Origin of the sequence: Vibrio sp. CJQ_6 (genome assembly GCF_043106745.1) — a bacterium.
In the GTDB taxonomy this organism is placed as follows: Bacteria; Pseudomonadota; Gammaproteobacteria; order Enterobacterales; family Vibrionaceae; genus Vibrio; species Vibrio furnissii.
Genome location: NZ_JBICMV010000007.1, coordinates 285193 through 308622 on the forward strand (window position 1 = coordinate 285193; position 23430 = coordinate 308622).

General features: G+C 50.2%; 19 protein-coding genes. 8 read left to right on the forward strand and 11 right to left on the reverse strand.

Features of this window, described 5'->3' with window-relative positions:
* Positions 1-3: 3 nt before the first annotated feature.
* The 5 genes from ACF8PK_RS01965 to ACF8PK_RS01985 all read left to right on the forward strand — a co-directional run bounded on the left by ACF8PK_RS01965 (position 4) and on the right by ACF8PK_RS01985 (position 4081).
* Positions 4-309, forward strand: coding sequence for a chaperone NapD (locus ACF8PK_RS01965; protein WP_392439873.1), 306 nt, complete (start codon positions 4-6; stop codon positions 307-309).
* Entirely contained in the window at positions 306-2795 is a 2490-nt protein-coding gene (gene napA, locus ACF8PK_RS01970) for a periplasmic nitrate reductase subunit alpha (RefSeq protein WP_014257385.1), read from the forward strand. Before ACF8PK_RS01965 ends, napA begins: the two co-directional genes overlap by 4 nt.
* A gap of 77 nt (positions 2796-2872) precedes the next feature.
* Entirely contained in the window at positions 2873-3328 is a 456-nt protein-coding gene (locus ACF8PK_RS01975) for a nitrate reductase cytochrome c-type subunit (protein ID WP_004726697.1), read from the forward strand.
* 30 nt (positions 3329-3358) lie between these two features.
* The gene (locus tag ACF8PK_RS01980; RefSeq protein ID WP_014257386.1) at positions 3359-3934 is read left to right on the forward strand and encodes a NapC/NirT family cytochrome c; all 576 of its coding nucleotides are present in this window, start codon (positions 3359-3361) and stop codon (positions 3932-3934) included.
* 12 nt (positions 3935-3946) lie between these two features.
* Positions 3947-4081 (forward strand): TIGR02808 family protein, encoded by a 135-nt coding sequence (locus tag ACF8PK_RS01985; protein ID WP_004726699.1) that lies wholly within the window; start codon positions 3947-3949, stop codon positions 4079-4081.
* Between the two features lie 74 nt (positions 4082-4155).
* On the opposite strand, the gene ACF8PK_RS01990 is transcribed toward ACF8PK_RS01985, so the two are convergent.
* From ACF8PK_RS01990 to ACF8PK_RS02035, 10 genes are all read right to left on the reverse strand, one after another.
* Positions 4156-5826 carry an ABC transporter substrate-binding protein gene (locus ACF8PK_RS01990; RefSeq protein ID WP_392439876.1) on the reverse strand — a complete coding sequence of 557 codons (1671 nt, stop codon included), beginning with the start codon at positions 5824-5826 and terminating at the stop codon, positions 4156-4158.
* Positions 5827-5889: 63 nt separating this feature from the next.
* Positions 5890-6507, reverse strand: coding sequence for an outer membrane beta-barrel protein (locus tag ACF8PK_RS01995; protein WP_392439878.1), 618 nt, complete (start codon positions 6505-6507; stop codon positions 5890-5892).
* 202 nt (positions 6508-6709) lie between these two features.
* Entirely contained in the window at positions 6710-8488 is a 1779-nt protein-coding gene (phaC, locus tag ACF8PK_RS02000; protein ID WP_158108558.1) for a class I poly(R)-hydroxyalkanoic acid synthase, read from the reverse strand.
* A gap of 56 nt (positions 8489-8544) precedes the next feature.
* On the reverse strand, positions 8545-8892 hold the full coding sequence (locus ACF8PK_RS02005) for a phasin family protein (protein ID WP_004726703.1): 348 nt from the start codon (positions 8890-8892) through the stop codon (positions 8545-8547).
* 41 nt (positions 8893-8933) lie between these two features.
* Positions 8934-10139: an acetyl-CoA C-acetyltransferase gene (locus ACF8PK_RS02010; RefSeq protein ID WP_392439881.1), complete on the reverse strand. Its 1206-nt coding sequence runs from the start codon at positions 10137-10139 to the stop codon at positions 8934-8936.
* A 12-nt stretch (positions 10140-10151) separates the two neighbouring features.
* The gene (locus tag ACF8PK_RS02015; protein ID WP_004726705.1) at positions 10152-10892 is read right to left on the reverse strand and encodes an SDR family oxidoreductase; all 741 of its coding nucleotides are present in this window, start codon (positions 10890-10892) and stop codon (positions 10152-10154) included.
* Positions 10893-11627: 735 nt separating this feature from the next.
* Entirely contained in the window at positions 11628-12530 is a 903-nt protein-coding gene (gene secF, locus ACF8PK_RS02020; protein WP_392439883.1) for a protein translocase subunit SecF, read from the reverse strand.
* A gap of 3 nt (positions 12531-12533) precedes the next feature.
* Entirely contained in the window at positions 12534-14369 is a 1836-nt protein-coding gene (gene secD / locus ACF8PK_RS02025; RefSeq protein ID WP_004726707.1) for a protein translocase subunit SecD, read from the reverse strand.
* A gap of 72 nt (positions 14370-14441) precedes the next feature.
* Positions 14442-14897 carry a hypothetical protein gene (locus ACF8PK_RS02030; protein WP_392439886.1) on the reverse strand — a complete coding sequence of 152 codons (456 nt, stop codon included), beginning with the start codon at positions 14895-14897 and terminating at the stop codon, positions 14442-14444.
* A 91-nt stretch (positions 14898-14988) separates the two neighbouring features.
* Positions 14989-15657 (reverse strand): hypothetical protein, encoded by a 669-nt coding sequence (locus ACF8PK_RS02035; RefSeq protein ID WP_014257391.1) that lies wholly within the window; start codon positions 15655-15657, stop codon positions 14989-14991.
* A 296-nt stretch (positions 15658-15953) separates the two neighbouring features.
* Between ACF8PK_RS02035 and ACF8PK_RS02040 the strand changes: the two genes are divergently transcribed.
* From ACF8PK_RS02040 to glgC, 3 genes are all read left to right on the forward strand, one after another.
* Entirely contained in the window at positions 15954-16319 is a 366-nt protein-coding gene (locus ACF8PK_RS02040; RefSeq protein WP_392439888.1) for a hypothetical protein, read from the forward strand.
* A gap of 209 nt (positions 16320-16528) precedes the next feature.
* Positions 16529-18412: a diguanylate cyclase gene (locus tag ACF8PK_RS02045; RefSeq protein WP_199251498.1), complete on the forward strand. Its 1884-nt coding sequence runs from the start codon at positions 16529-16531 to the stop codon at positions 18410-18412.
* 181 nt (positions 18413-18593) lie between these two features.
* A complete protein-coding gene (glgC, locus tag ACF8PK_RS02050) occupies positions 18594-19820 on the forward strand; it encodes a glucose-1-phosphate adenylyltransferase (RefSeq protein ID WP_055465214.1) in 1227 nt (408 codons plus the stop codon).
* 170 nt (positions 19821-19990) lie between these two features.
* Here the strand turns inward: glgC and ACF8PK_RS02055 are convergent, their stop codons facing one another.
* Entirely contained in the window at positions 19991-23137 is a 3147-nt protein-coding gene (locus ACF8PK_RS02055) for a chitinase C-terminal domain-containing protein (protein WP_392439890.1), read from the reverse strand.
* Positions 23138-23430 lie beyond the last annotated feature (293 nt).

The following is a 23430-nucleotide window of genomic DNA, read 5'->3' on the forward strand; positions in this document are numbered from 1 at the left end:
AGTATGTCACTCAATGAAGTGCACATTTCAAGTTTAGTGGTACATGCCTTTCCAGAGCATTTGGCGACCGTGAAAGCGCAGATCGAACAATTCGAGAACGCAGAAATTTACGGCGACAGTCCGGAAGGCAAAATTGTGGTGGTGCTGGAAACTCAGAACCAGGGGTTTGTCACCGACACGATTGATGCCATCAACAACTTACCAAACGTCCTGAGCGCGGTTCTGGTGTATCACCAAATCGAAACAAATCTGGACGACTTAGATTCAGACACTGGAAATCAACATTCCCAACTCGAGGGTGAAGTATGAAAATGACAAGACGTGCGTTTGTGAAAGCAAACGCGGCAGCATCAGCGGCGGCGGTAGCGGGGATCACACTGCCAGCCTCTGCGACCAACCTGATTGCCAGCTCAGACCAAACCAAAATCACCTGGGACAAAGCACCTTGTCGTTTCTGTGGTACCGGTTGTTCTGTGTTGGTCGGCACGCAAGATGGCCGCGTTGTGGCCACGCAAGGTGACCCGGAAGCACCCGTCAACAAAGGTCTGAACTGCATCAAAGGCTACTTCCTCTCGAAAATCATGTACGGTCAGGATCGTCTGACTCAGCCCCTGCTGCGCATGAAAAATGGCCAATATAGCAAAGACGGCGACTTCACCCCCGTCTCTTGGGATATGGCTTTTGATGTGATGGCAGAAAAATGGAAAGCCTCGCTGAAGAAAAAAGGCCCGACCAGCGTCGGGATGTTTGGCTCAGGTCAATGGACGGTGATGGAAGGTTATGCTGCTGCGAAAATGATGAAAGCAGGCTTCCGTTCAAACAACATCGACCCGAACGCACGTCACTGTATGGCATCTGCGGTTGTCGGCTTTATGCGTACCTTTGGTATCGATGAACCGATGGGTTGTTACGATGACTTTGAAAACGCAGACGCTTTTGTGCTGTGGGGTTCAAACATGGCCGAAATGCACCCAGTGCTGTGGACACGTATCACGGACCGTCGCTTGAGCCATCCGCACGTTAAAGTGAATGTGCTGTCGACTTACTACCATCGTTCTTTTGAATTGGCGGATCACGGTTACATTTTCCATCCTCAGTCTGATTTAGCGATCGCCAACTTCATCGCGAACTACATCATTCAAAACGATGCCGTGAACTGGGACTTCGTGAACAAGTACACGCACTTCAAACAAGCCGTGACTGATATTGGTTATGGTCTACGTGATGATCACCCGCTGCAGAAAAAAGCGAAAAACGCGAACTCCGGCGACATGACCAACATTTCGTTTGAAGAGTACAAAAAATCGGTAGCGGAATACACGGCTGAAAAAGCGTCTGAAATGTCTGGTGTGAGCGTTGAAAAACTGATCACATTGGCAAAACAGTATGCCGATCCAAATACCAAAGTGATGTCACTGTGGACCATGGGGATGAACCAACACACCCGTGGCGTATGGATGCAAAGCTTGGTGTACAACCTACACTTGCTGACTGGTAAAATTGCCACACCGGGCAACAGCCCATTCTCACTGACAGGCCAACCATCGGCGTGTGGTACTGCGCGCGAAGTCGGTACATTTGCACACCGCCTGCCTGCGGACATGGTGGTTGCCAACCCGAAACACCGCCAGATCGCCGAGAAAATTTGGAAACTGCCAGAAGGTACGATTCCGCCAAAACCAGGCTTCCACGCCGTGCTGCAAGACCGCATGTTGAAAGACAGCGTATTGAACTGTTACTGGGTGCAATGTAACAACAACATGCAAGCTGGCCCGAACATCAACGAAGAGCGTTTGCCGGGTTATCGTAACCCAGAGAACTTCATCGTGGTGTCTGACCCGTACCCAACAGTGACTGCGCAAGCCGCCGACTTGATTCTGCCAACCGCGATGTGGGTGGAAAAAGAAGGCGCTTATGGTAACGCGGAACGCCGCACGCAAGCGTGGTACCAACAGGTAAAAACCGTGGGTGAAGCGAAATCGGATCTGTGGCAAGTCATGGAATTCTCCAAACGCTTCAAAATGGAAGACGTTTGGCCAGAAGAGCTTTTGGCTAAATCCCCAGAATACCGTGGCAAAACCATGTACGACATGCTGTTCCGCAACGGTCAAGTGGACCAATTCCCAATCGCTGAAGCACGTGAGCTAAACGATGATGCGCACCACTTCGGCTACTACGTGCAAAAAGGTCTGTTCGAAGAGTACGCGAGCTTTGGCCGCGGTCATGGTCACGATTTAGCACCTTACGATGTGTACCACACCGTACGTGGCCTACGCTGGCCTGTTGTGAATGGCAAAGAGACCCAATGGCGCTTTAAAGAAGGCTCGGATCCTTATGCGAAAAAAGGCAGCGGCTGGGACTTCTACGGCAAACCAGACGGCAAAGCGTGGATCATCTCTTCGCCTTACGAAGCGCCACCGGAAGTGCCGGACGAAGAATTCGACTTATGGCTCTGTACTGGCCGTGTGCTGGAACATTGGCACACCGGCACCATGACTCGCCGCGTACCTGAGCTGTACAAAGCGTTCCCAGATGCAGTCTGCTTCATGCATCACGACGATGCACAAGCGCGTGGCTTGCGACGTGGCGATGAAGTGGTGATTGCCAATAAACGCGGTGAAGTGCGCGCCCGCGTAGAGACTCGGGGCCGTAACAAGCCGCCAAAAGGTCTGGTGTTTGTGCCGTTCTTTGACGCGCGCATTCTGATTAACAAACTGATTCTTGATGCAACGGATCCACTGTCGAAACAAACCGACTTTAAGAAGTGTCCGGTCAAGATCACCAAAGTGGCATAAGCCGTTAACAGAATGTTCGGGGCAGCCGTTTGCTGCTGCCCCAGTCAGGAATTGAGCCATTAGGCGGAGAATGAACAATGAAAAAATTACTTATTGCACTGCTGTCTGTCGGTGCTCTCATCACCGGAGTTGCGCAAGCTGAACTCGATAATCCAGGGGGTGTGGGCGGTGTTGAATCACTGCGCGGCGCGACCCTGATTGAATCGACTCGCCCAGCCGATGAGATGAAAAAATACCCGCGTGAACAGGCCTTCGACAGCGATTACGTGTATCAACCACCATTGATTCCACACAATATTCGCAACTACGAAGTGTCGCTCAATGCCAACAAGTGTCTGTCGTGCCACAGTTGGAAAAATGCCAAAGAGATGGGTGCAACCAAAATCAGCGTGACTCACTTTATCAACCGTGAAGACGCCGTGTTAGCGGATGTCTCGCCACGCCGCTACTTCTGTTTGCAATGCCACGTTCCTCAGGCAGAGGCCAAGCCTCTGATTCAAAATGAGTTTGAACGCGTTAACTCGCTTCGCTAATCAGGCACCGCATACTTTAAGAGGCGATTTATGAAACTACTAAAAGCGTTTTGGGAAAGACTTACCCGCCCAAGCAAAGCCGCCGTTGGTGTGGTTCTGTTTATGGGATTCATCGGTGGTCTTCTGTTTTGGGGCGCCTTTAACACAGGCATGGAAGTGACCAACACCGAAGAGTTTTGTTCGGGCTGTCACGCACCTATCGTGGCTGAAATTCAGGAAACGATTCACTATTCGAACCGTTCCGGTGTGCGCGCCATCTGTTCAGATTGTCACGTTCCGCATCAGTGGACAGACAAAATTGTGCGTAAAGTGCAGGCTTCCAAAGAAGTCTTCGCCCATATGCTCGGCACCATCGATACACCGGAAAAATTCCAAGCTCGCCGCGCTCATTTGGCCGAGCGGGAATGGGCCCGGTTGAAAAAGAACGATTCGTTGGAATGTCGTAACTGTCACCAGTTTGAGTACATGGATTTTTCAGAGCAAAGCGAGCGCAGCCGTAAGCAGCACTCCACCGCGCTGGCTTCCGGTGAGAAAACCTGTGTGGATTGCCACAAAGGTATTGCACACAACCTGCCGGACATGCACGGCGTTGAAGGCTGGCAATAAGGAGCGTATGACATGAGTACACTTGAATCTGTTATCTGGCACATTCTGGGTTACAGCGCGATGCCAGTGATCATCCTGAGTGGATTTTTGGCCGTGGCCGTGCTCTGCATCTGGCTGCTGTCACTGACCAAAGACAAAGAGTCGTGATGGGCTAAGCGCCCCACGCACAAAAAGCAAAAAAGCAAAAACCGGTGATCATTCACCGGTTTTTTTTATGTGCGTTAGTCACCCATCCACAACTTATAAAAATCGCTGTAACCGGTACTGTTGACTTGAATGCCCTGCACTTGCTGCGTGCAGGTGATTTCTTCTCGCCCAACAAACAGGGGTAAACAGCGCCGCTGATCGTAAAGCTGTTGTTCCAACTGCTGCAAGCGTGCATACGGATTGGTATCGCTCACCGCTTGCGCGAGCGCCTGCTTGTGCTGCGCCATTTCCGCTTGCGAGAAGGTAAAGCGCAACCCCGTCGACACCAACAGCCATTCATATAAACCGTACGCTTTGGGTTGTTCCACCACTTCCTCAATCAGCATCAGATCTGCCAAATGCGCAACGCTTTGTGGTTCGCTGATCGCCTTGAGTTCAATCACCTCCACAACCAAACCCGTGCGTTGAATGGCTGCGTGCAGCCAATCCGCAACCGCTTGAAGATAAGGAATGGTCCACACCGGTTCGGCCAACACGATCGTGCCTGTCAGTTTGGGGACAACGTGATTGGCTATGCTGCGCTCATCCTTGTCGTGTGGGCATTCAAACGCTAAATTCTCGACGCAGTTGTGGGCATCCACGTGATACTTTTCCCGCGCCAAGAACGCGTACAGCTGCGCCAAAGTGTGCGCATCCACATCACTGGTTTCTCGCACATTAAACGTCAGATACGACAAAGCGCTGATAACGGAACTCTCCGTCGCGCCGGTTTTTTGGTTAAAACTCATGGCGCGAATTACCTGCTCATCACCGTGTGACAGTGTGATTTGCTCAATCAACGCTTTGCTTGCGTAGTAATGTTGATGGCGAATGAGAGTCAGTTTTTCTTCATCCCAGTTGCCCACGCTAAATGGCCCCGTGCCGACACATTTCCGTGGATGAGTACAATGCGGTTCCGGGCGACACAAAATAGCGCTATTGGCCATGGCCAACACATACGGAAAAAAAGCATTGGGCGCATTGAGTTCAATCACGATTCGGTGCTCAGATTCGGCCCTCACCGCGCGCATGCTGTCGAATAGGTGCTGCACAGGCCCAGAGGTGTGCTTTAAGCGTTCCAAACTCCACACCACATCGTCTGCCACCAGCTTTTGACCATTGTGCGCAAGGACATCTGGCCGAAGCCAGAGCGTTAACCAGCAACCGTCCAGTTTCCAAAAATGCGCTAAAGCGGGGATCAAATTCCCCATCGCATCTTGGTTTAACAGCGTGTCATAGACGCTTTTAATCACCTGAAGCTCTGCCAATCGCAGAGTTTTCAAAGGATCCAAAGTATCAACGGCTGGGTATCGGGTAATGAGCAGGTGATTGTTCGATTCATTCCATTGGTTTTGTTGCGCCGTGGCGCCGGCGAGCGCCAATACGGTGTCATCCCCGTAAAGTGCCAACAGGCGCGTGATCAGCGTAAAACGGCCCTTACTGAGCTCTTGCCTCACCACTTGGGTTAACGCCGCTGAAAACGTCAGTGATACCACCAACTGGCTGGTTTTGCTGCGCCCCACGGCAGGGTGCCACCGCACCCAACCCAGATCAGCCAACTGTTTGAGAATGAGCGACGTATTTCGACGCGAGGTCGCCAAAACCGTTTCGAGCGTGTCAATGCTTAAGGAATAAGCGACGCCTGTTTGATAATGTTGCAGCAACTGGCTGAGTCGTCTGAGGTGCGTGTCGTTCATGGTTGCCATCGGGGAAATACGCTCACAGGAAGCAAAAACAACCAATGCCCGACATGGGCATTGGTTCAAGCATTAATTGAAATGATAGCTGACACCAAGGGAGAAAACATTGATATCGGTTTCAACCGAGGCATTCGCGTAGCCCACGTTGACTACATCAAGCTCTGGTCTCAAATAATCCCATGATGCGCGAATATGCCAGTTATCCGTGGCGGCCACCTCGACTCCTAAGCCCAAAATGCCCGTCACATCGGAATCTGAAAATGTGCTGTAACCTGAGTACCCAGCGACGGCATTGCTGACTTTGATTTCAGCGTTAAAGTAGGCGACACCCGCTTTTGCAAACAGGCTGACATGGTCTGTGACTGGCAATGAAACTTTGGGCTGGATGGCAATGTAGCTCATGTCCCCCACCGTTACCACCGAACCATCGAGTGCATCAATCCCGGTGACCGAGCCTTCCAAGGCAAAGTAACGGTTGAATTGATAGCCACCAAAAATCGAAGCGATGGTCGATTTGTCATCTTCTAAAGACAGATCTTGCGTGGTGGAATACCCCATGACGGTACCGCTCACACTGGCATCATCAAAGCGTGCCTGACCGAGCGCGCCGCCCACATACCATTCGGCGTGCGCGGACACAGAAAAAAGACCTGCCGCAGCGGCAAGTAGAACAAATTTTTTAGACATATATGCATTCTCAGGTGAATAAACAACGGCGTTATCTTGCTCAAACCCTGAGTCTTTATGCGTTCCCTGCCACCCCGATAACCCGGCGAATCATGCACCATCGCACGGCGTTAAAACAGGAAACAATGTGAGAGATTATTGCTTGATTTAATGAAGAGAAAGAAGCGCCACGAGGGGGATTCGATGGCGCATTCACGTTCAACTAATCCACATCCGCAATGGGAAGAACTTGTTTGACGTATTGCCCTGGCGCGACATCAATCACCGGATATTCGTCATTCCCAATCGGATATGGCGCGACTTGCTCTTTGGTACTGAACGCGGTGAGCCACGTATCCCAATGTGTCCACCATGAGCCTTCGGTACGTTGCGCACTGTCTAACCACTCTTCGGCCGAGTCTTCTAGCGTGTCATTGGTCCAAAAACCATATTTGTTTTTGTCGGGATGATTCACGATGCCCGCAATGTGGCCGGACTCTCCCAGAACAAACACTTTGTTGCCACCCGTTTTTAGGGCGCCACGGTAAGTGCCCTGCCACAGCGCAATATGGTCTTCTTTGGTCGAGATGAAATAGCTTGGAATTTTGATCTTATCGAGGTCAATCCACACCCCGCCGACTTTCACGCCTTTATCCTGCACCAGCTTGTTGTCCAAATAAAGTTCACGCAGCAAGAAGTTGTGCGTGGCTGCGGCAACGTTGGTGCTGTCGCTGTTCCAATACAACAGGTCGAAGTCGACCGGGCTGCTGCCCTTGAGGTAGTTGTCGACGTAGTAGTTCCAATACAAGCTGTTTTCACGCAACAAACTGAACGTCACACTTAACGAGCGACCATCCATGTAGCCTTTGGCGTTATTTTGCATTTCAATCGCGCTGATGATGGTGTCGTTGATGTAGGCACCGACTTCACCCGGTTGTGAAAAATCGAGCAACGTGGTGAAGAAACTGGCGGATTTAATGCGTTTTTTCATACGTTTTGCCGCGTAATACGCAATGGTCGTCGCCAAAACGGTGCCACCAATGCAATACCCCGCGGCATTGATTTGCTCTTGACCCGTAATCGACTCAATGGCGGTGACCGCTTTTACCACGCCGTCGAGGACATAGTCTTCGAAGTTGACATTGGCTTGCGCTTTACCGGGATTCCGCCAAGACATCATAAACACCGTATGCCCCTGCTCCACCAGCCAGCGCACCAGCGAGTTCTTTTCGCGCAAATCAAGAATGTAGTACTTATTGATGAATGGCGGCACAATCAGCAATGGCGTTGAATGCACGGTTTCCGTCAGCGGTTTGTATTGAATCAGCTCAAACAGATCATTTTTGAACACCACCTCGCCTGCCGTATTGGCCACATCTTCACCCAAACGAAAGGCGTTGTTGTTGGTCATACGAATTTTGAGGATTTCGGCGCTCGATTCGACATCTTCTTTCAGCAGTTCCAATCCTTTCAGCAGATTCTCCCCGTTTTGTTCCACGGTCAGTTTCAGCAGCTCGGGATTGGTGGCAATGAAGTTGCTTGGTGACAGTGCATTGATGGACTGACGCGAAAAGAACAGAATGCGTTCTTTGGCTTTCTCATCTAAGCCCTCAATCGAGTGAATGGTGTCCAGATAGGTTTTGCTGTAAAGCAGATACGACTGCTTGATGAAGTTGAAAAACGGGTCGGACTGCCACGAATCACCAGCGAAACGCTTGTCACCGAGTTCGCTGTCGACAATGGCCTCTTGCTTACCTTCCAGTACCACCGTTTGCCAAATTTTTAATTGTTGCTCCCACCATTCGGTTTGCAGTTGCAGTAGCGCTGCCGGTTGATGAGCAGCCTTTTCTAAAAACTGCACTGAATCATCCCAGTTCACTTCCTGCAACGCTTTGTTCAGTGGGGTGTTAACGGCTGCCTTGTTCACTTCGAAGTCTTGCCACCAGCGGTGGTTGGCCTCTTGCAGTTGTACAAGATAGTCCGTAAAGACATGTTGAAACATAGACTTACTCCTTAAACAGAAAAAGCGCCGCCCGAGGGCGGCGCGAAAGTACAGTGTTATGCGGGGGTCACTGACTTAAGGTTTTCTGAAGCAAGTTTGTCGATGTCTTCTTTAAACTCTTTCGCAATAGATTGCAGCTTGTTGCTGTCATCCATCATTTGCTGAGACAGCTTGCTCAGCACACCCATTTGCTGGGAACTGAACGTCGTCAATGTGGCCGTGTCTTTCACTTCGCTGGCCGCCTTCATTTGCGCCAAACCCATTTCGCTATATGTGCGAATTGAGCTGAGTTGCAGCTCAGTCAACACTTCAACATTTTTAGCCACCAACTTGTTGAATTTTACATAGGGTTCCAGTGTCTTTTCAGTTTGGTCCGTGAACGTTTTAAAAAAATCCGTGTACATGACGTATCTCCTAGTGATTGAAGTAAATATCTGAACTGTGATTACAACGCTTTAATAACGATCGCCGTACCCATGCCACCACCCACACACAGGGATGCCACACCGTAATCGTTACCGCGACGTTTTAACTCGTGAACTAACGTAACCAGAATGCGGTTACCTGACGCGCCCAGCGGATGCCCGAGGGCGATTGCGCCCCCATTGACATTCGACTTGGCCAAAATGGAATCGGTTGACACGTTATGTTCCGCCGACAACCCGTGAACCACTCCTAATGCCTGAGCGGCAAAGGCTTCATTGAGCTCAAATAGGTCAATTTGATCGATGCCCAGCTCTGCTTTTTCCAGCGCTTGTGTCACCGCACTGACAGGACCAAGCCCCATGACGCGCGGATCGATACCGGTTTGGGCATAACCCAAGATTTCCGCCAAGGGTTCAAAACCATACTCGTCAACCGCCGATTGTGATGCGACGATGATTGCACTGGCACCATCATTGATGCCCGACGCATTTCCAGCCGTCACCGAGCCTTCTTTATCAAACGCAGGACGCAACCCTTGCAGACCAGCGAGCGTTGCACCCGCTTTGGGGTACTCATCGACGGAGAAAGTGATGGTGTCACGGCGCTGTTGCACGGCGATGGGGACAATCTCATCGTTGAACTTGCCCGCTTCAATGGCTGCGACTGCTTTTTGCTGACTCTCTAGCGCAAACGCATCTTGCGCATCACGCGTGATCTCAAATTGCTTGGCGATATTCTCTGCAGTCACGCCCATGTGGTATTGGTTGAACACATCGGTTAAACCATCGTTGATGAGCAGATCTTTCATTTCAAAGCCGCCCATTTTTTGGCCATCGCGCAGGGAACTCGGTGTCACAAACGGGATTTGTGACATCACTTCCACACCACCTGCGACGGCTACCGAAATGTCGCCAGCACGAATATGCGCCACCGCATCCATGACCGTTTTCATGCCACTGCCACACACCATATTGACGCCATACGCTGGGACTTCCTCGGGAATACCGGCAAACATGGCGGCTTGACGCCCCACGCCCATTCCCTGACCGGCACTAATCACATGCCCCATGATCACTTCATCAACGTGATTTACATCGACATTGCCTGCCTGTAGCGCGCCTTTGATGACATCGGCGGCCAACTTGCCAGCTGAGACATTTTTCAACGTGCCGCCAAAGGCACCAATTGGGCTGCGTTTGGCAGCAACAATAAATACTTTTTCCATCTTTTCGCCCCCTTAACGCATGTATAAGCCGCCGTTCACCGACAGCGTTTCACCGGTGATATACGCGCCCGCGTCACTCACCAAAAAGCTCACTGCAGACGCAATTTCTTCTGGCTTAGCCAAGCGTTGCATGGGGATAGTTTGCACAATGGATTCCAGCACTTCTGGACGCATTTGTTCGACCATGGGCGTTGCTGTATATCCCGGCGCGATCACGTTCACGGTCACACCACTGCGCGCGCCTTCCGCGGCCAATGCTTTTGAAAAACCAATCATGCCTGCTTTCGCTGCAGAGTAGTTGGTTTGACCAAACTGACCTTTGAGCCCATTCACGGAAGAGATGTTGACGACACGGCCTCCCCCTTTTTCGCACATGGCGGAGAACAAAGGCTGTGTCACGTTAAACAAGCTGTTGAGGTTGGTGTCGATCACTTCCTTCCAAGAAGCCGCCGACATTTTTTTGAATACGCCATCACGCGTAATACCCGCGTTGTTCACCACGACGTCGATGGTGCCTTCTTCTTCAAGCAAAGCACTGAGTCGTTCTGCACATTCTTGCGTGTTGGTCACATCGAGTTCGAACAGGCGAACTTGGTCTTCGGTGAACTGTTTTTCAGTAAACCAGTCCAGAGCACATTGATAGTTTCCAGTAAAGTAAGTAGCGATGACGCGATAACCGTCATCGACCAACTGTGTTGAAATGGCCGAACCAATTCCACCTTTTGACCCTGTGATCAAAGCGACTTTTTTCATTTATGACTCCATTCAAAAAATAACAGTAGGTTGAAAATCTTTTTTGAACTTGATGCCAACAGCAAAAATAACATCAACCGACGAAATATATATTCCTTTGCAAAGAAGAATTGTTTGTCGCTCTTTATTTAAACTAATCGGTGATTGTGACAATTCAAATTAAAGTTTAGCGTTTTCTAATAAATTTGATTTAGTTCTCACAAGCCATGAAATGTTGATTTATTGTTAAATAAACATAGGTCATTGATTTCATAACCTTTCTCGCTGAAAGAAATCAAGACCAAAAACCATAACCAATTGAAATTAATAGAAAAGCATAACATTACATTCATTTCACTCAAGACTTCGAATGTATCAATGTAATCAAAAACGTGCAGCAGATCTAAATAACCATTGTGGGTCACCTGCACCAATAAATTGCATTCTGATTGCACTTTTATGGTGATCAAAATAATTATCACGCACGAAATAGGTGAGAAAATAATAAATAACTTTCATTTTTAATTAAATAACAATGTTATTAATTATCTCTGTTAGTGAAGTTAGAATAACAAAATGGGCTTATTTGAATTCATTGATAGCGAAATAAACTAATAATATCTGCTTATTCATCACTTTATTGTGGTCAGACCTTCGCGTTTATTTGAGTGCACACATCGTGAATACCATCGATGATTCCTGCGATTTCAGCATAAAAAAGGCCGGCAAAGCCGGCCTTAAACGAGGTGGTATCAATTATGGCGCTAAGTCCACTTCCACGGGTAAATAGTGTTTCGGTTCGAGTTTGAGCCATTCCGGTAACACAGTACCGATCGAGATCGATGACCAAGTCCCGGAAATAATGCCGATGAACATGGCCGTCGCGAATCCTTCCAAGGGCGCGCCCCCCATCAACCACAGCGCAGCAACCGTGATCAAGGTTGTACCTGAGGTCACCATGGTGCGCGAGAACGTCGCAATAACCGCTTGGTCATTGATGTCTGGCGTAGGCGTTTTTTGTTTCGCCAGCAACAATTCACGAATTCGGTCCGCGATAATGATGGAGTCATTGAGCGAGTAACCCAGCACCGCCAACACTGCCGCAAAGACCGTTAAGTTAAACTCCATTTGTGTCAGCGCAAAGAAGCCCAGCACCAAAACAACGTCGTGAACCAGCGCCAGCAAAGCACCGCTTGCCAAACGCCATTCAAAACGGAAACACAAATATCCCAAAATACAGATCATACACAGCATCAGCGCCAAGCCGCCTTGATCAACCAAATCCTGACCCACTTGAGAGCCAACCATGCTGTTGCTGATGATCTCCACGTGGTCGGAAATTTGGTTGAGCAGATGATCCATATCCGGCGCATCATGTCCTTCTTCCGCCAGTGGGTAACGAATCACCCAGCGGCCATCCTCACCCGATTTGGTCACGGAGACAGAATCTCCGAGCGTCGGTTTCAGCGCATCCAGCAGTTGATGGTTAGTCACTTCACTATTCACCATCGCTTCAGTCACCATCCCGCCGGTGAAATCAAGGCCCATGTTCAGGCCACGAATCGCCAACGCGGCCAACGAGATCACCATCAACGCAATCGACAGAACGCTGGTGATATAACGGATTTTGCGCATGCGCGCTTTTAGAAATTCAATCATGATTTACACCCTTACATCACGACGATTGTCGCGTCCCCAAACCAAGTTAATAATCGCGCGTGAAGCAAACACGCCGGTAAACATACTGGTCAACAGACCCAGTCCCAAAGTCAGAGCGAAGCCCTGAATTGGCCCGTTACCGATGGAGTACAGGATAAGCGCCGTGATCATGGTGGTGATGTTGGCATCAAGGATGGTGCTGAATGCACTACTAAAGCCCAAATCAATCGCCTGCGCGAAGCTGCGGCCTTCTTTCAATTTATCTTTGATACGTTCGAAAATTAGTACGTTGGTATCCACGGCCATACCGACCGTCAGAACCAAACCGGCAATCCCCGGCAGGGTTAATACTGCACCAGGTAGTAAAGCGATCAAACCCAGCAAGCACACCATGTTAGCCAGCAACGCTAAATTCGCCACCCAACCCAAACGGCGATACCACAACGCCATAAAGGTCAAGGTCATCGCCATACCCAATGCCAACGCTGAGAAACCATTTTCAATGTTCTCTGCACCCAGTGATGCACCAATGGTACGTTCTTCAACAATTGTGACTGGCGCGGTCAATGAACCCGCACGCAACAGCAGCGCCAGTTGTTGCGCTTCATCGGCAGACCCTGCGCCTGTGATGCGGAATTGGCTGCCCAGTTGAGACTGAATCGTTGCCACGCTGATCACGCGTTCACTACGTTCGGTTTCGCCGCGAGCATTGGTTTTGTACTCGCGATACACCGTGGCCATCGGCTTGCCGATGCGCTTACCGGAGAAGTCGCTCATGATCTTGCCGCCAGCATGGTCAAGCGAGATGTTGACTTCCGACAGGCCCATGTTATCGACGCCAGCACGCGCATTCACGATGTGATCGCCAGTGAGAACTGGGCGTTTATTCAACACCACGGTTCTGCCGTTGTTGTCTTTCAATACCAGCGAATCGTTAGACATCGCGTCAGAGCCTGTTTTCGCTTCGTAAAACGCGAGGCTTGCGGTCGCACCAATCACATTTTTCGCCTGAGATGGATCTTGTACACCAGGCAGTTCGATACGAATGCTGTGCTCACCTTGGCGTTGTACTAAGGCTTCGGTGATCCCCAATTCCTCAATACGATCGCGCATGATCTTGAGGTTCTGTTGCAAGGTAACGGATTGGAATTCCAATTTGTTTTGTTTGGTTGGCGTTACCACCAGCTTGTCAGAGCTGCGTTTCACTTCCCAACCGGAATAATTTTGTTTGAAATAGGTCGCCACTTTGGTCAATGCAGCATCCGATTTGGTATCGACGCTCAGGCCATCGACGCCTTGAGACAGCACGCGCACGCCACGCAGATGTTCACGACGCAACATGTCTTTGACTTCATCGACCATGGTGTCACGCTGTTCTTGGAACGCTTTATCAACATCAACATTCAACAAGAATTGCACGCCGCCACGCAGGTCAAGGCCAAGTTTGATGGGGTTTAGACCCAGCTTGCCATACCACTTCGGCGCAACAGACACATAAGAGTAAGTGATGGTGTCGCCTTCATCGACCAGCTTGTCGAGCGCTTCACGCGCCAAGGTTTGTTCGGCTTCGTTTTCGAACACCAGCACCATTTGATGGTTCTGCTGGGTGATCTCTTGCGGCACAACCCCTTGCTGTGTGAGGTAGCGGTTCACGCTCACCACATTCGCCAGTTCGCCACTGTTGCCTGATGATTGAATTTGAATGGATGGCTGTTCGCCATACCACGTTGGAATGGCGCTTAACGCCAGCACCACAACGGTGACCACTAACACCACGTATTTCCAGGTTGAATAGCGGTTCAGCACGCGCGCGGGTGCTTTTGATTTGGTTTTCTTCATAAATATCCCCTCAGCGATGCGCCGAGTTTTAAAACAAGAAATGTGACAACGTCACCTTAAATTTGTGGAATATTAATGAAAATACTGGCTGTTCAACGCCACATACATCGCGTTGGTCTCTTTCCAGCCGGAAAGACGATAAGAAGGATGGAAATCTTGATAGGACGCCAACACCGTGCGTTCAACAAAACGCAGCGCGAGGCTTGAATCCATCAATGGGTAGAAAGGCGGAACCGTATCCAGAGGATCGGCATCAGAATCACTGAGTTGATAACGCTCGCTGGCGTGCCAACGAACAGAATTCAGAATCGCAACTGCTGACCGTGCGTATTCGGTGTCAGTGGCAGGCGCTTTGCTCAGGGGTTGTGGGTCGCGCTCGGTGGATTGATGTAACAGATCCTGAATCAGAGCGGCAGGCGCAGTCACTGGTGAATGGGCAGGCTTCGCATCGAGGCATGCCAATGCCTGCATCGGTAAAACCAACGCAAACAAAGCAAGCCAGAAAATACGAATTACATGCCAAGACATACAGTGCATACCCTAAGAATTTCCGGCAGTGTAAGTCTGAGTATGCATCTGCTCAAGTAAAATTTTGGACAACTGCGCCTTTCCACGTGGTTTAGCGATAAAAAATCTCACCGGTTTGCACATTGAGATAGATCTTGTTGGCTTGTTTCATGCCACCACAATAGACGAAATACACATCGCGTTCCTGATACTTCACCGAACGAACCCAACCGCCCAGCTCTTCAAAATCATCAGGAGAACAGGTGCCATCTTTCAGCAACTGATCGGTTTTTTGCACGAATACGCTTTCAAATTGCAGCAAATCGTCCGATTTTTCGATGTAGCCCAGTAAGGTTTTTTTACGCTCTTCTGGCGTAATGACTGGCGCTTCCTCAACCAATCCAGAGAGTGGAACCCATTCTGCGACTTCTGGCCCGCCCTCTTTGTACACGAAATATTGAGTGATCCGCCCCCAGCCCTCTTTTTTCTCGAACAAGTGAACTTTGTCACCGCGATACAGCAAGCGCTCGATAAACGCCGCGTCACTCGGGGCTTCACGCACACCCAGTTTCGGTAAGTCGACAAAATAATCCCAAACTTCCGGCTTTTCAGGTTCGGGGGCCGCACTGCCTTCGGTCATCGCTGGCGAAGTCGACACGCCATCCACGCTAGCATCAGCGTTGTGCGCTTCATGTTGCGGTTGATAATAGAATAGATAATAACCAGCTCCCGCCCCGCCTAAGCCGAGGAGGAGAAGCACAATCATCAGCACTTTTTTCATTGATGGTGTTACTCCGATGTCTTATGACATGAAAATGAGGCATGGTGTTTTGTGCTCATTTTCTATACTAAAGCTAGACTCACGAACGGTCTTCGACAATAACAACAACACGAGCGCGCTTACTTCTGTTAACGGCCATCATCGGCCTGACTTTACCTTACGACAGTCAGGCGGCCCGTTGTACAGAACAAGATTGGAATAAGGCGCTCATTTCGCAACAGATTTTAGACCAGCACTACAATTTACTGGCCTCTCAATATAACCACTGGCTTCCCAATTTCAAACACGCAATTTTCTTGCACCAAGAGTTTTCCCGTGCCGAGCTGCAATTTCTGTGGCGTCACAACAAACAGGATTTTCAAGCCGCCGTCACTCAACAATTGGGTAGCGTCAAGCGGGCGATTCAAGAGATTCAACAACTGCAACACCAGCTCGATGACACGCCTACTGACGTCGCCAAACAATGGGAAACGTGGTTTAACATTGGTGAAGCGTGCAAGCAAGCGGGGTTGATGAGCAATGCATTCGCCACGGAACTCTATCTGAAATCCAACAAACAGTTGAACGATCAGCTTGATCTGTTGCATCAGCAACTGGCAATGATGCGCCTGCGCTATGAGTATGAACTTCAAATATTAACCCAAGTCATGAGCATGCCTTAATGGCACTCAAGCCTTGGCTTTACATTGTAAATTGCTGTTTGAATCAGCAACCAACACAAGTGATCATCTGCCCAAATTGCATAGGCACCCGTGAGAAAACACCAAAACTCACCCAGTAAGTTTGACCTAAGCCACGATCCTATAAATTTGGAAGCGAAATCTCATTTACACACGATATACTGTTTGCCTGATCATTTTGCTAAGCCGTCATGTCTTCATCATTTACTAAGTCCTTCAGTCAATTTCTCATTGTGCTGTTTATTATTGGGTTTGTTCCCTCGCTCTACTTCATCCAGGAATTCAACAAACTGGATGAACGCGCGATCGCCCTCATTGAACAAAAGCACCGCGTGAAATTGGAATTTAGTAAGCATGAATTGATCACGACGCTCGATGAAGCCTATACCTCCATCGCCACCTTAGCCAACAACGGCATGTTCCATCAGACCGTGCGTCACCCGACCCCAATCAATATCGCCAATGTCGAAGACTTTTGGTTGCTCATCTCGCGAACACAAGGTGTCTATTCCTGTTTAAGGTTTATTGACCCTCAAGGCCAAGAACAGATCCGCGTCGACTATCAAGCAGGGAAAGCGCAAATTCTCACTCGGGATGAGTTGCAAAACCGCGCGCTGCAAGATTACTTTCTCTACGGACAAAGCTTGTCTGCGGGGCAAATCGGCGTGTTTGGTGTGCAATCGACTGGCGCCGACATGACGCCCACCAAACCGTCGCTCTATTTTATCTCCCCAATCGATCTTGATGGCGAGCGCAAAGGCTATTTCGTCGCAAACATCAATCTGAACTACATTTATCAGCAAATTGCTGGCAGCAATCGCGCAGCCATGCTGCCCGATATTCTGAACCTCAACGGGGATGTGTTGATGAGTCAGCGGCTGGAGGAATCAAACGATCGCACCGCGCTCACTAATTTGGCGCAACGTTTCCCGCAGCTTTGGCATACCATTCTTTCTGACGAACAAGGCACCATTTCCGAAAACGGCCAATGGTTCAGTTTTGTGAAGATTTCGCCAAACGCATCGTTGGTCAACGTGCCCTCGGTGGTGTTATTGGAGCGTGTTGAGAATAACGAAATCCATGCGTTGATGCACAACAGCAAAAACACGTTAACCCTACAAATGGTTGCCCTGTTTGCGCTGATTTGCCTGATTGCCTCGATCTTCGTGTTGTGGAACAACAACCATCAGAAAAACAGCATTGAGAGTAAATTGGCGCGCGCGGCGATGAATGGCATGTCGGCGGTGATCATCACCGACCGCAATAATCGCATCATCAAGGTCAACAATGAGTTTACCCGCCTGAGTGGCTACAGCTTTGAAGAAGTGAGCGGGCAACAACCGTCAATGTTTGCCTCTGGAAAACACACGTCAGAATTCTATGTCGAGATGTGGCAAGCGCTGCAGAATGACGGCTTCTGGGAGGGCGAAGTGATCAACCAACGTAAAGATGGCTCGATGCTCACGGAGATCTTGCGCATTCAGACCATTCTGGATGATGACGACATCATTCAGTTCTACGTGGCGTCGTTTGTTGACATCACTGAACGCAAGTTGCTGGAAGACCAATTGCGTGACCAAAGTGAAAAAGATGGGTTATCCAACATCTGGAACCGACGTAAATTTGATCAAGAATTCCGCTCGGAATGCATGCGTGTCAAACGCTATCCGGCACACGAGCAATCGTGCTTGGCGATTCTCGATATTGATCACTTCAAGCGCATCAATGACAAATATGGCCACGCGCGCGGCGATAAAACCATTCGTGCTGTTGCCCAATGTTTGCGCAATGAACTGCGCGAATCAGACTTTCTTGCACGAATTGGTGGCGAAGAATTTGCCATCATTTTGCCTCACACACCAATCGATGAAGCGGAAACCGTCCTCAATCGGCTTCGCGTGGCGGTGTTCGATCTCCATCAAGGAGATTTATCCGTCAGCGGCGGCCTGACGGATATCACTGAAGTGCCTGAAGAAGTGTATCAACGTGCCGACATGGCCTTGTACGAATCCAAAGAGTCAGGCAGAAATGTCGTGTCCGTGCTCACCAGCGCAGAAATGGTTCACTTCGCTTAATCATCCTCTATTTTCACAGCACCAACACGGTGCAATTTTAACGCACAAGATGCCTTGTTTTAGTGCATTAGTATTAACTAAACTACGCACATCCCATATTTGACGGTCATTCCAATTGTGGCGTGAAACTTGTACTACTCTCTAAAGTGGTTATGAATTGCACATGATTAGGGAGTAAAAGATGCAAGATACCTTAGCAGTCGTGTTGGCCGGCGGTATGGGCTCACGACTTTCCCCCCTCACCGATGATCGCGCAAAACCCGCCGTACCATTTGGCGGCAAATATCGCATCATCGATTTTACCCTCACGAACTGTCTGCACTCAGGCTTACGCCGCATTTTGGTGCTGACACAATACAAATCGCATTCATTGCAGAAACACCTGCGTGATGGCTGGTCCATTTTTAACCCCGAATTGGGCGAGTTCATTACTGTGGTCCCCCCACAAATGCGCAAAGGTGGCAAATGGTACGAAGGAACAGCCGATGCGCTGTTTCACAACATGTGGCTACTGTCACGCAGCGATGCCAAGCACGTCGTTGTGCTGTCCGGCGATCATATTTACCGCATGGATTATGCGGCGATGCTGGAAGAGCACATTGAGAAAGGCGCCACGCTGACAATCGCTTGCATGGATGTGCCACGCGAAGAAGCCAAAGCGTTTGGCGTGATGGCCATTGATGATGAACACCGTATTACCTCATTTGTTGAGAAGCCAAGCGATCCCCCCGCGATGCCTTCACAACCTGATCGCAGTTTGGCCTCGATGGGCATCTATATTTTTAATATGGAAACGCTCCAACAAGCGCTGAATGAAGACTCAGAAAACAGTGGTTCAAGTCATGACTTTGGCAAAGACATCATTCCAAAGCTGATCCCAACCCAAAGCGTGTACGCATATCAGTTTGGCAATGACAAAGGGCGCGTCGCGAAAGATTGCTACTGGCGCGATGTGGGCACAATTGACTCATTTTATGAAGCCAATATGGATTTACTTGAGCCGGTTCCGCCCATGAATTTGTACCAAAAAAACTGGGCGATTCGTACGTACGAACCACAGCTTCCGCCAGCACGTACGGTGTCATCGGCCACGGGGAATGAAGGAATCTTTATCAACTCCATCATTTCCAACGGCGTGATCAACTCGGGCGGCTCGGTGCAGCACTCGATTGTCTCTTCCGGTGTGCGCATCAACGACGGCGCCACCATTGTCGACAGCATTTTGTTTGATGATGTGGAAGTGGGCGATGGTTGTCAGTTGGTCAACTGCATCATCGACAAGCACGTTAAAATTCCGCCGCACACGCAAATTGGCTTAAACCGAATTGAGGATGCCAAACGCTTCCAAATTTCTGAAAAAGGGATTGTGGTCGTGCCGGAAAGCTATCAGTTCACGCCCCCTTCGTGAACCATGCATGAGTCACGCCGACGCGAAGCCTTCACTCCTATCAGCGAGTTAAGGTATCATGCGAGTTAAGGCTTCGCATTCGACGATATTGTTCCGAGCGCGCTGTGTCGGTTATCCGTCACACAAAAAAACCGCCCCGAAGGACGGTTTTTTTTCAAAGTGGCTTCCCTTTACGGGCAGGTCACTTCCTCCCAGAACCAATTGGTCTGTGTTGGGCTTTCCCACACGCCTGGGCTGTTTTGCGCCACAAAGCACTTGCCGTTGTATGTCACCGTCGTACCATCGCTCACTTGCGTCGAACCGGGTACCCATTCCACAACATCACCCGGCTCAGTCGTTCCGCCGCCAGTGTCGCCACCGCCAGTGTCACCCCCATTTCCTGACGAGAGATCCGCAAGCGGCAAATCAGGTTGTTCAAACTTAAAGGCATAATCCACGCCGTTAATGTTCACGCTGTAGTTTGCTGGTCCTGAAATCGGCAAGTAGTACACCATGTCCAACTCGTAGCTGTCGCCCGCTGGTAGCGTTTTCCACGCAGGCAGCGAGAACTCGACGCGGTGCATTGTGCCATCCAAACCGCCGATGTTATCTGCACGCGTATGACCAGAGGCAATGACGCTCAAGCCACCACCCGATTGGTCTTTGGCATTGTCTGGCGCAGAAACCGGAATATCGAACTGGAATGCCGTGCCACCGGGAATATCAACGCCCGTGTTGTTGGTAAAGGTGACTTTCGGATTGATTGGGTAGTTCTGGTCGCCCACTTTAAAACCGCCAATCGACACAGCGATATCGACGGTTTCAGACGGAACCGCGCCCGTCGCCACGGTGTTGCCATATGGCGTCGCCGCTTTGAACTTGTCGTAAATGGCTTTGGTCATGGTGTTCCCCATGTGGTATTCACCTTGACCGCTTTCACACGCCTGTTCCGTGCTATCAATGCTGGTGCGTTGGCCGTTAGCATCGAGCACGTAGCAGTTGTAGTCTCCCGCGAGTTCCCAGAACATGATGCCGCCGATCTCTTTATCGATCACGTAATCTGCTTTTACATCAATGGATTGCTTGTCTTCCGTCGACAGGAACACTTTCTTCTCTGCGTTCCAAAGCCATGGCGCAATCGCCACACTGTCGTAATTACGGGCATACGTGCCAACCAGCGGTGCGGTGGTTGGCTCCAAACCATAGGCCGCTAAATAGGAACCCCAAATGCCGTGCTCTAAGTTTTTCGCATGCCACATTGGGTTAGAACCTGCGCCCATCTCATCACCAGCGGCGTTAACATCGTGCCACATGTTATCTAGGCCCGTCGCGCCGTAACCGCAGTTGTTTTTCTCGCCCTCGCCCGTACCGGTTGGACACTCGCTTTGATTTGGCAAGGCCGCGCGGCCCCAAAGGCCATTATCACCACCAGTGACGCCCTGCCAACCGCGGGTGTAGTAAGGCACCCCAATGTTGATGCGACCCGCTGGCATTGAACCGCGGAAATAGTGGAATGCCCAATCGGTGTTGAGGTAACCAATACCGCCATATTGCGCCGTGCCGTACACATTCCATTGTGCCAGTTCAGAATCCTTCCCGGTGTCGTACAGTGCTGCGTTGTGACCGACATGATCGTTCCACGCACCATGTAAGTCGTAGGACATGATGTTCACGTAATCGAGGTACTGAGTCACCGCCATGGTTTCCATACCACGTAGCAGATAAGCCGACGATGGCGCGGCAATGGTCAGCATGTAATGCACACCATCTTGAGCGCTCGCCATATCCAGTTTTTCACGCAGCACACGCATCAGTTCGTGATAAGAATTCATCAGGTAAGCACGGCGTGATTCAGAGAATGCGGTGTCGTCAGGATTGCCCGCTCCCGCCATCGATGTTGGATATTCGTAGTCAATGTCCAATCCATCGAAGCGGTATTTTCGCATCATTTCAACTGCGGAATCAGCAAAGGTTTCAATGCCTTGTTGATTAATCGAACCGTCTGCGTTGGTGGTCATGGTATAGAAACCGCCATCCGCAACACGATTGCCATCATTGTCAAAATGCCCGCCCGTTTCTGCCCAGCCGCCAATCGAGATCAGCGTTTTCACACCATATTTTTGCTTGTAGGTTGCCAGAGCACCGAAATGGCCTTTAAAGCCCAGCGTTGGGTCAATTTCAACGCCATCCCACTCTTTTCCAACCGCCGCGTTATTGGCATCGTTGACATCACCGACATTGACTTTGCCATCAGAACCAATGCTGACAAACGCGTAGTTGATGTGCGTGAGCTGTTCCCAAGGAATGTCTTTGACCAAGTAAGCGGTCTGATCATCGTCTCCCGCTCGCCAACTGGTGAAATACCCAATGACGCGACGGGGGTGATCGGCACCCATTTTCTCGCGGCCGTCTTCATCGTACACCGTACAATACGGCACACTGACCCCTTCGGTTTGATACAAACCATCGGGACGACAGGTACTGACCACGGGACCGGCAGCCACCGTCAGCGTCGCCGCGGTCGAATCCGTTGTCGCGCCGACATTATCAGTCGCACGCGCAAACACAGCCAGCGCCCCCGAACGGGTGGTGGTGTAATCCAAGGTGTAAGGTGCAGAAGCGACCGTTCCCACAAGAGAGCCGGCCACGTAAAAATCGACTTTGTCGACACTGCCATCAGCGTCTGCAGCATTGGCCGTGAGCGTCACCACGGCCCCCACATCCACTTGGCTGGCAGACAACGTGATGTCTACCGTTGGCGCTTCGTTGCCCGGTTGCGTGCTGTCTGTCACCGAAACAGAGACTTGACTCGCCGTGCTGGCAAGTGCCTTGTCATCATAAGCAATGGCGCTGATTTGGTGTGTTCCGGCGACCGCCGTCCATGTGGCGCTGTACGGTGCACTGCTCGCTTGGGCAACCACCACACCATCAACCAGAAAATCGACACGTGCGATCGTCCCGTCGCTGTCTGACGCGCTGGCCGCCAGCGTCACCACATCTCCGGTTGTCAACACATCCGACGCCGACGGAGAGGTCAATGTCGCATTGGGAGCCTGATTGTCATCGCCACCGTCGGTCGCACAAGCATCCAGCAGTTTCCACTGCGCGTAATCACCGGAGAACTGCTCCGGATCGTTATTCTGCGTCCAATAATTGGCCTGATACGCAGACCCGTTGTATTGAACCTGATCGCCGCCAGTATAAATTGTGTCAGATTGCCACTCCGCCAGAGCAGAACAATCCACCGCTGCATAGCTGTTGAACGCCATGAGGCACGAAGCCGTCAAAGTGCTGAGCGTAAAGACACTCTTCGACACTTTAGCTCGATGTAAGCGCATTTTTATTTCCTTAAGTTATTGTTTCACGGGAATAAAGCTTTCAGTCCTTACGCTGAAAACTTTAATTTTTTTCGTAAAACAACTTTAGGTGACTTGGTAGAATTCACATCGACTAAAGTGCAAAACTTCAAAATCACTCGCAAACACAAACGTTCATCACGCAAATGTCACAAGGTTAATTTGCAGCAACAACTAATTTATGACGCCGGTGAACAGGCGAAAAAAAGCCCACACCAAATGACGGCGTGGGCATCTTTAAACAGGAGCATACCAAAATGCTCTTTAGGGGACTG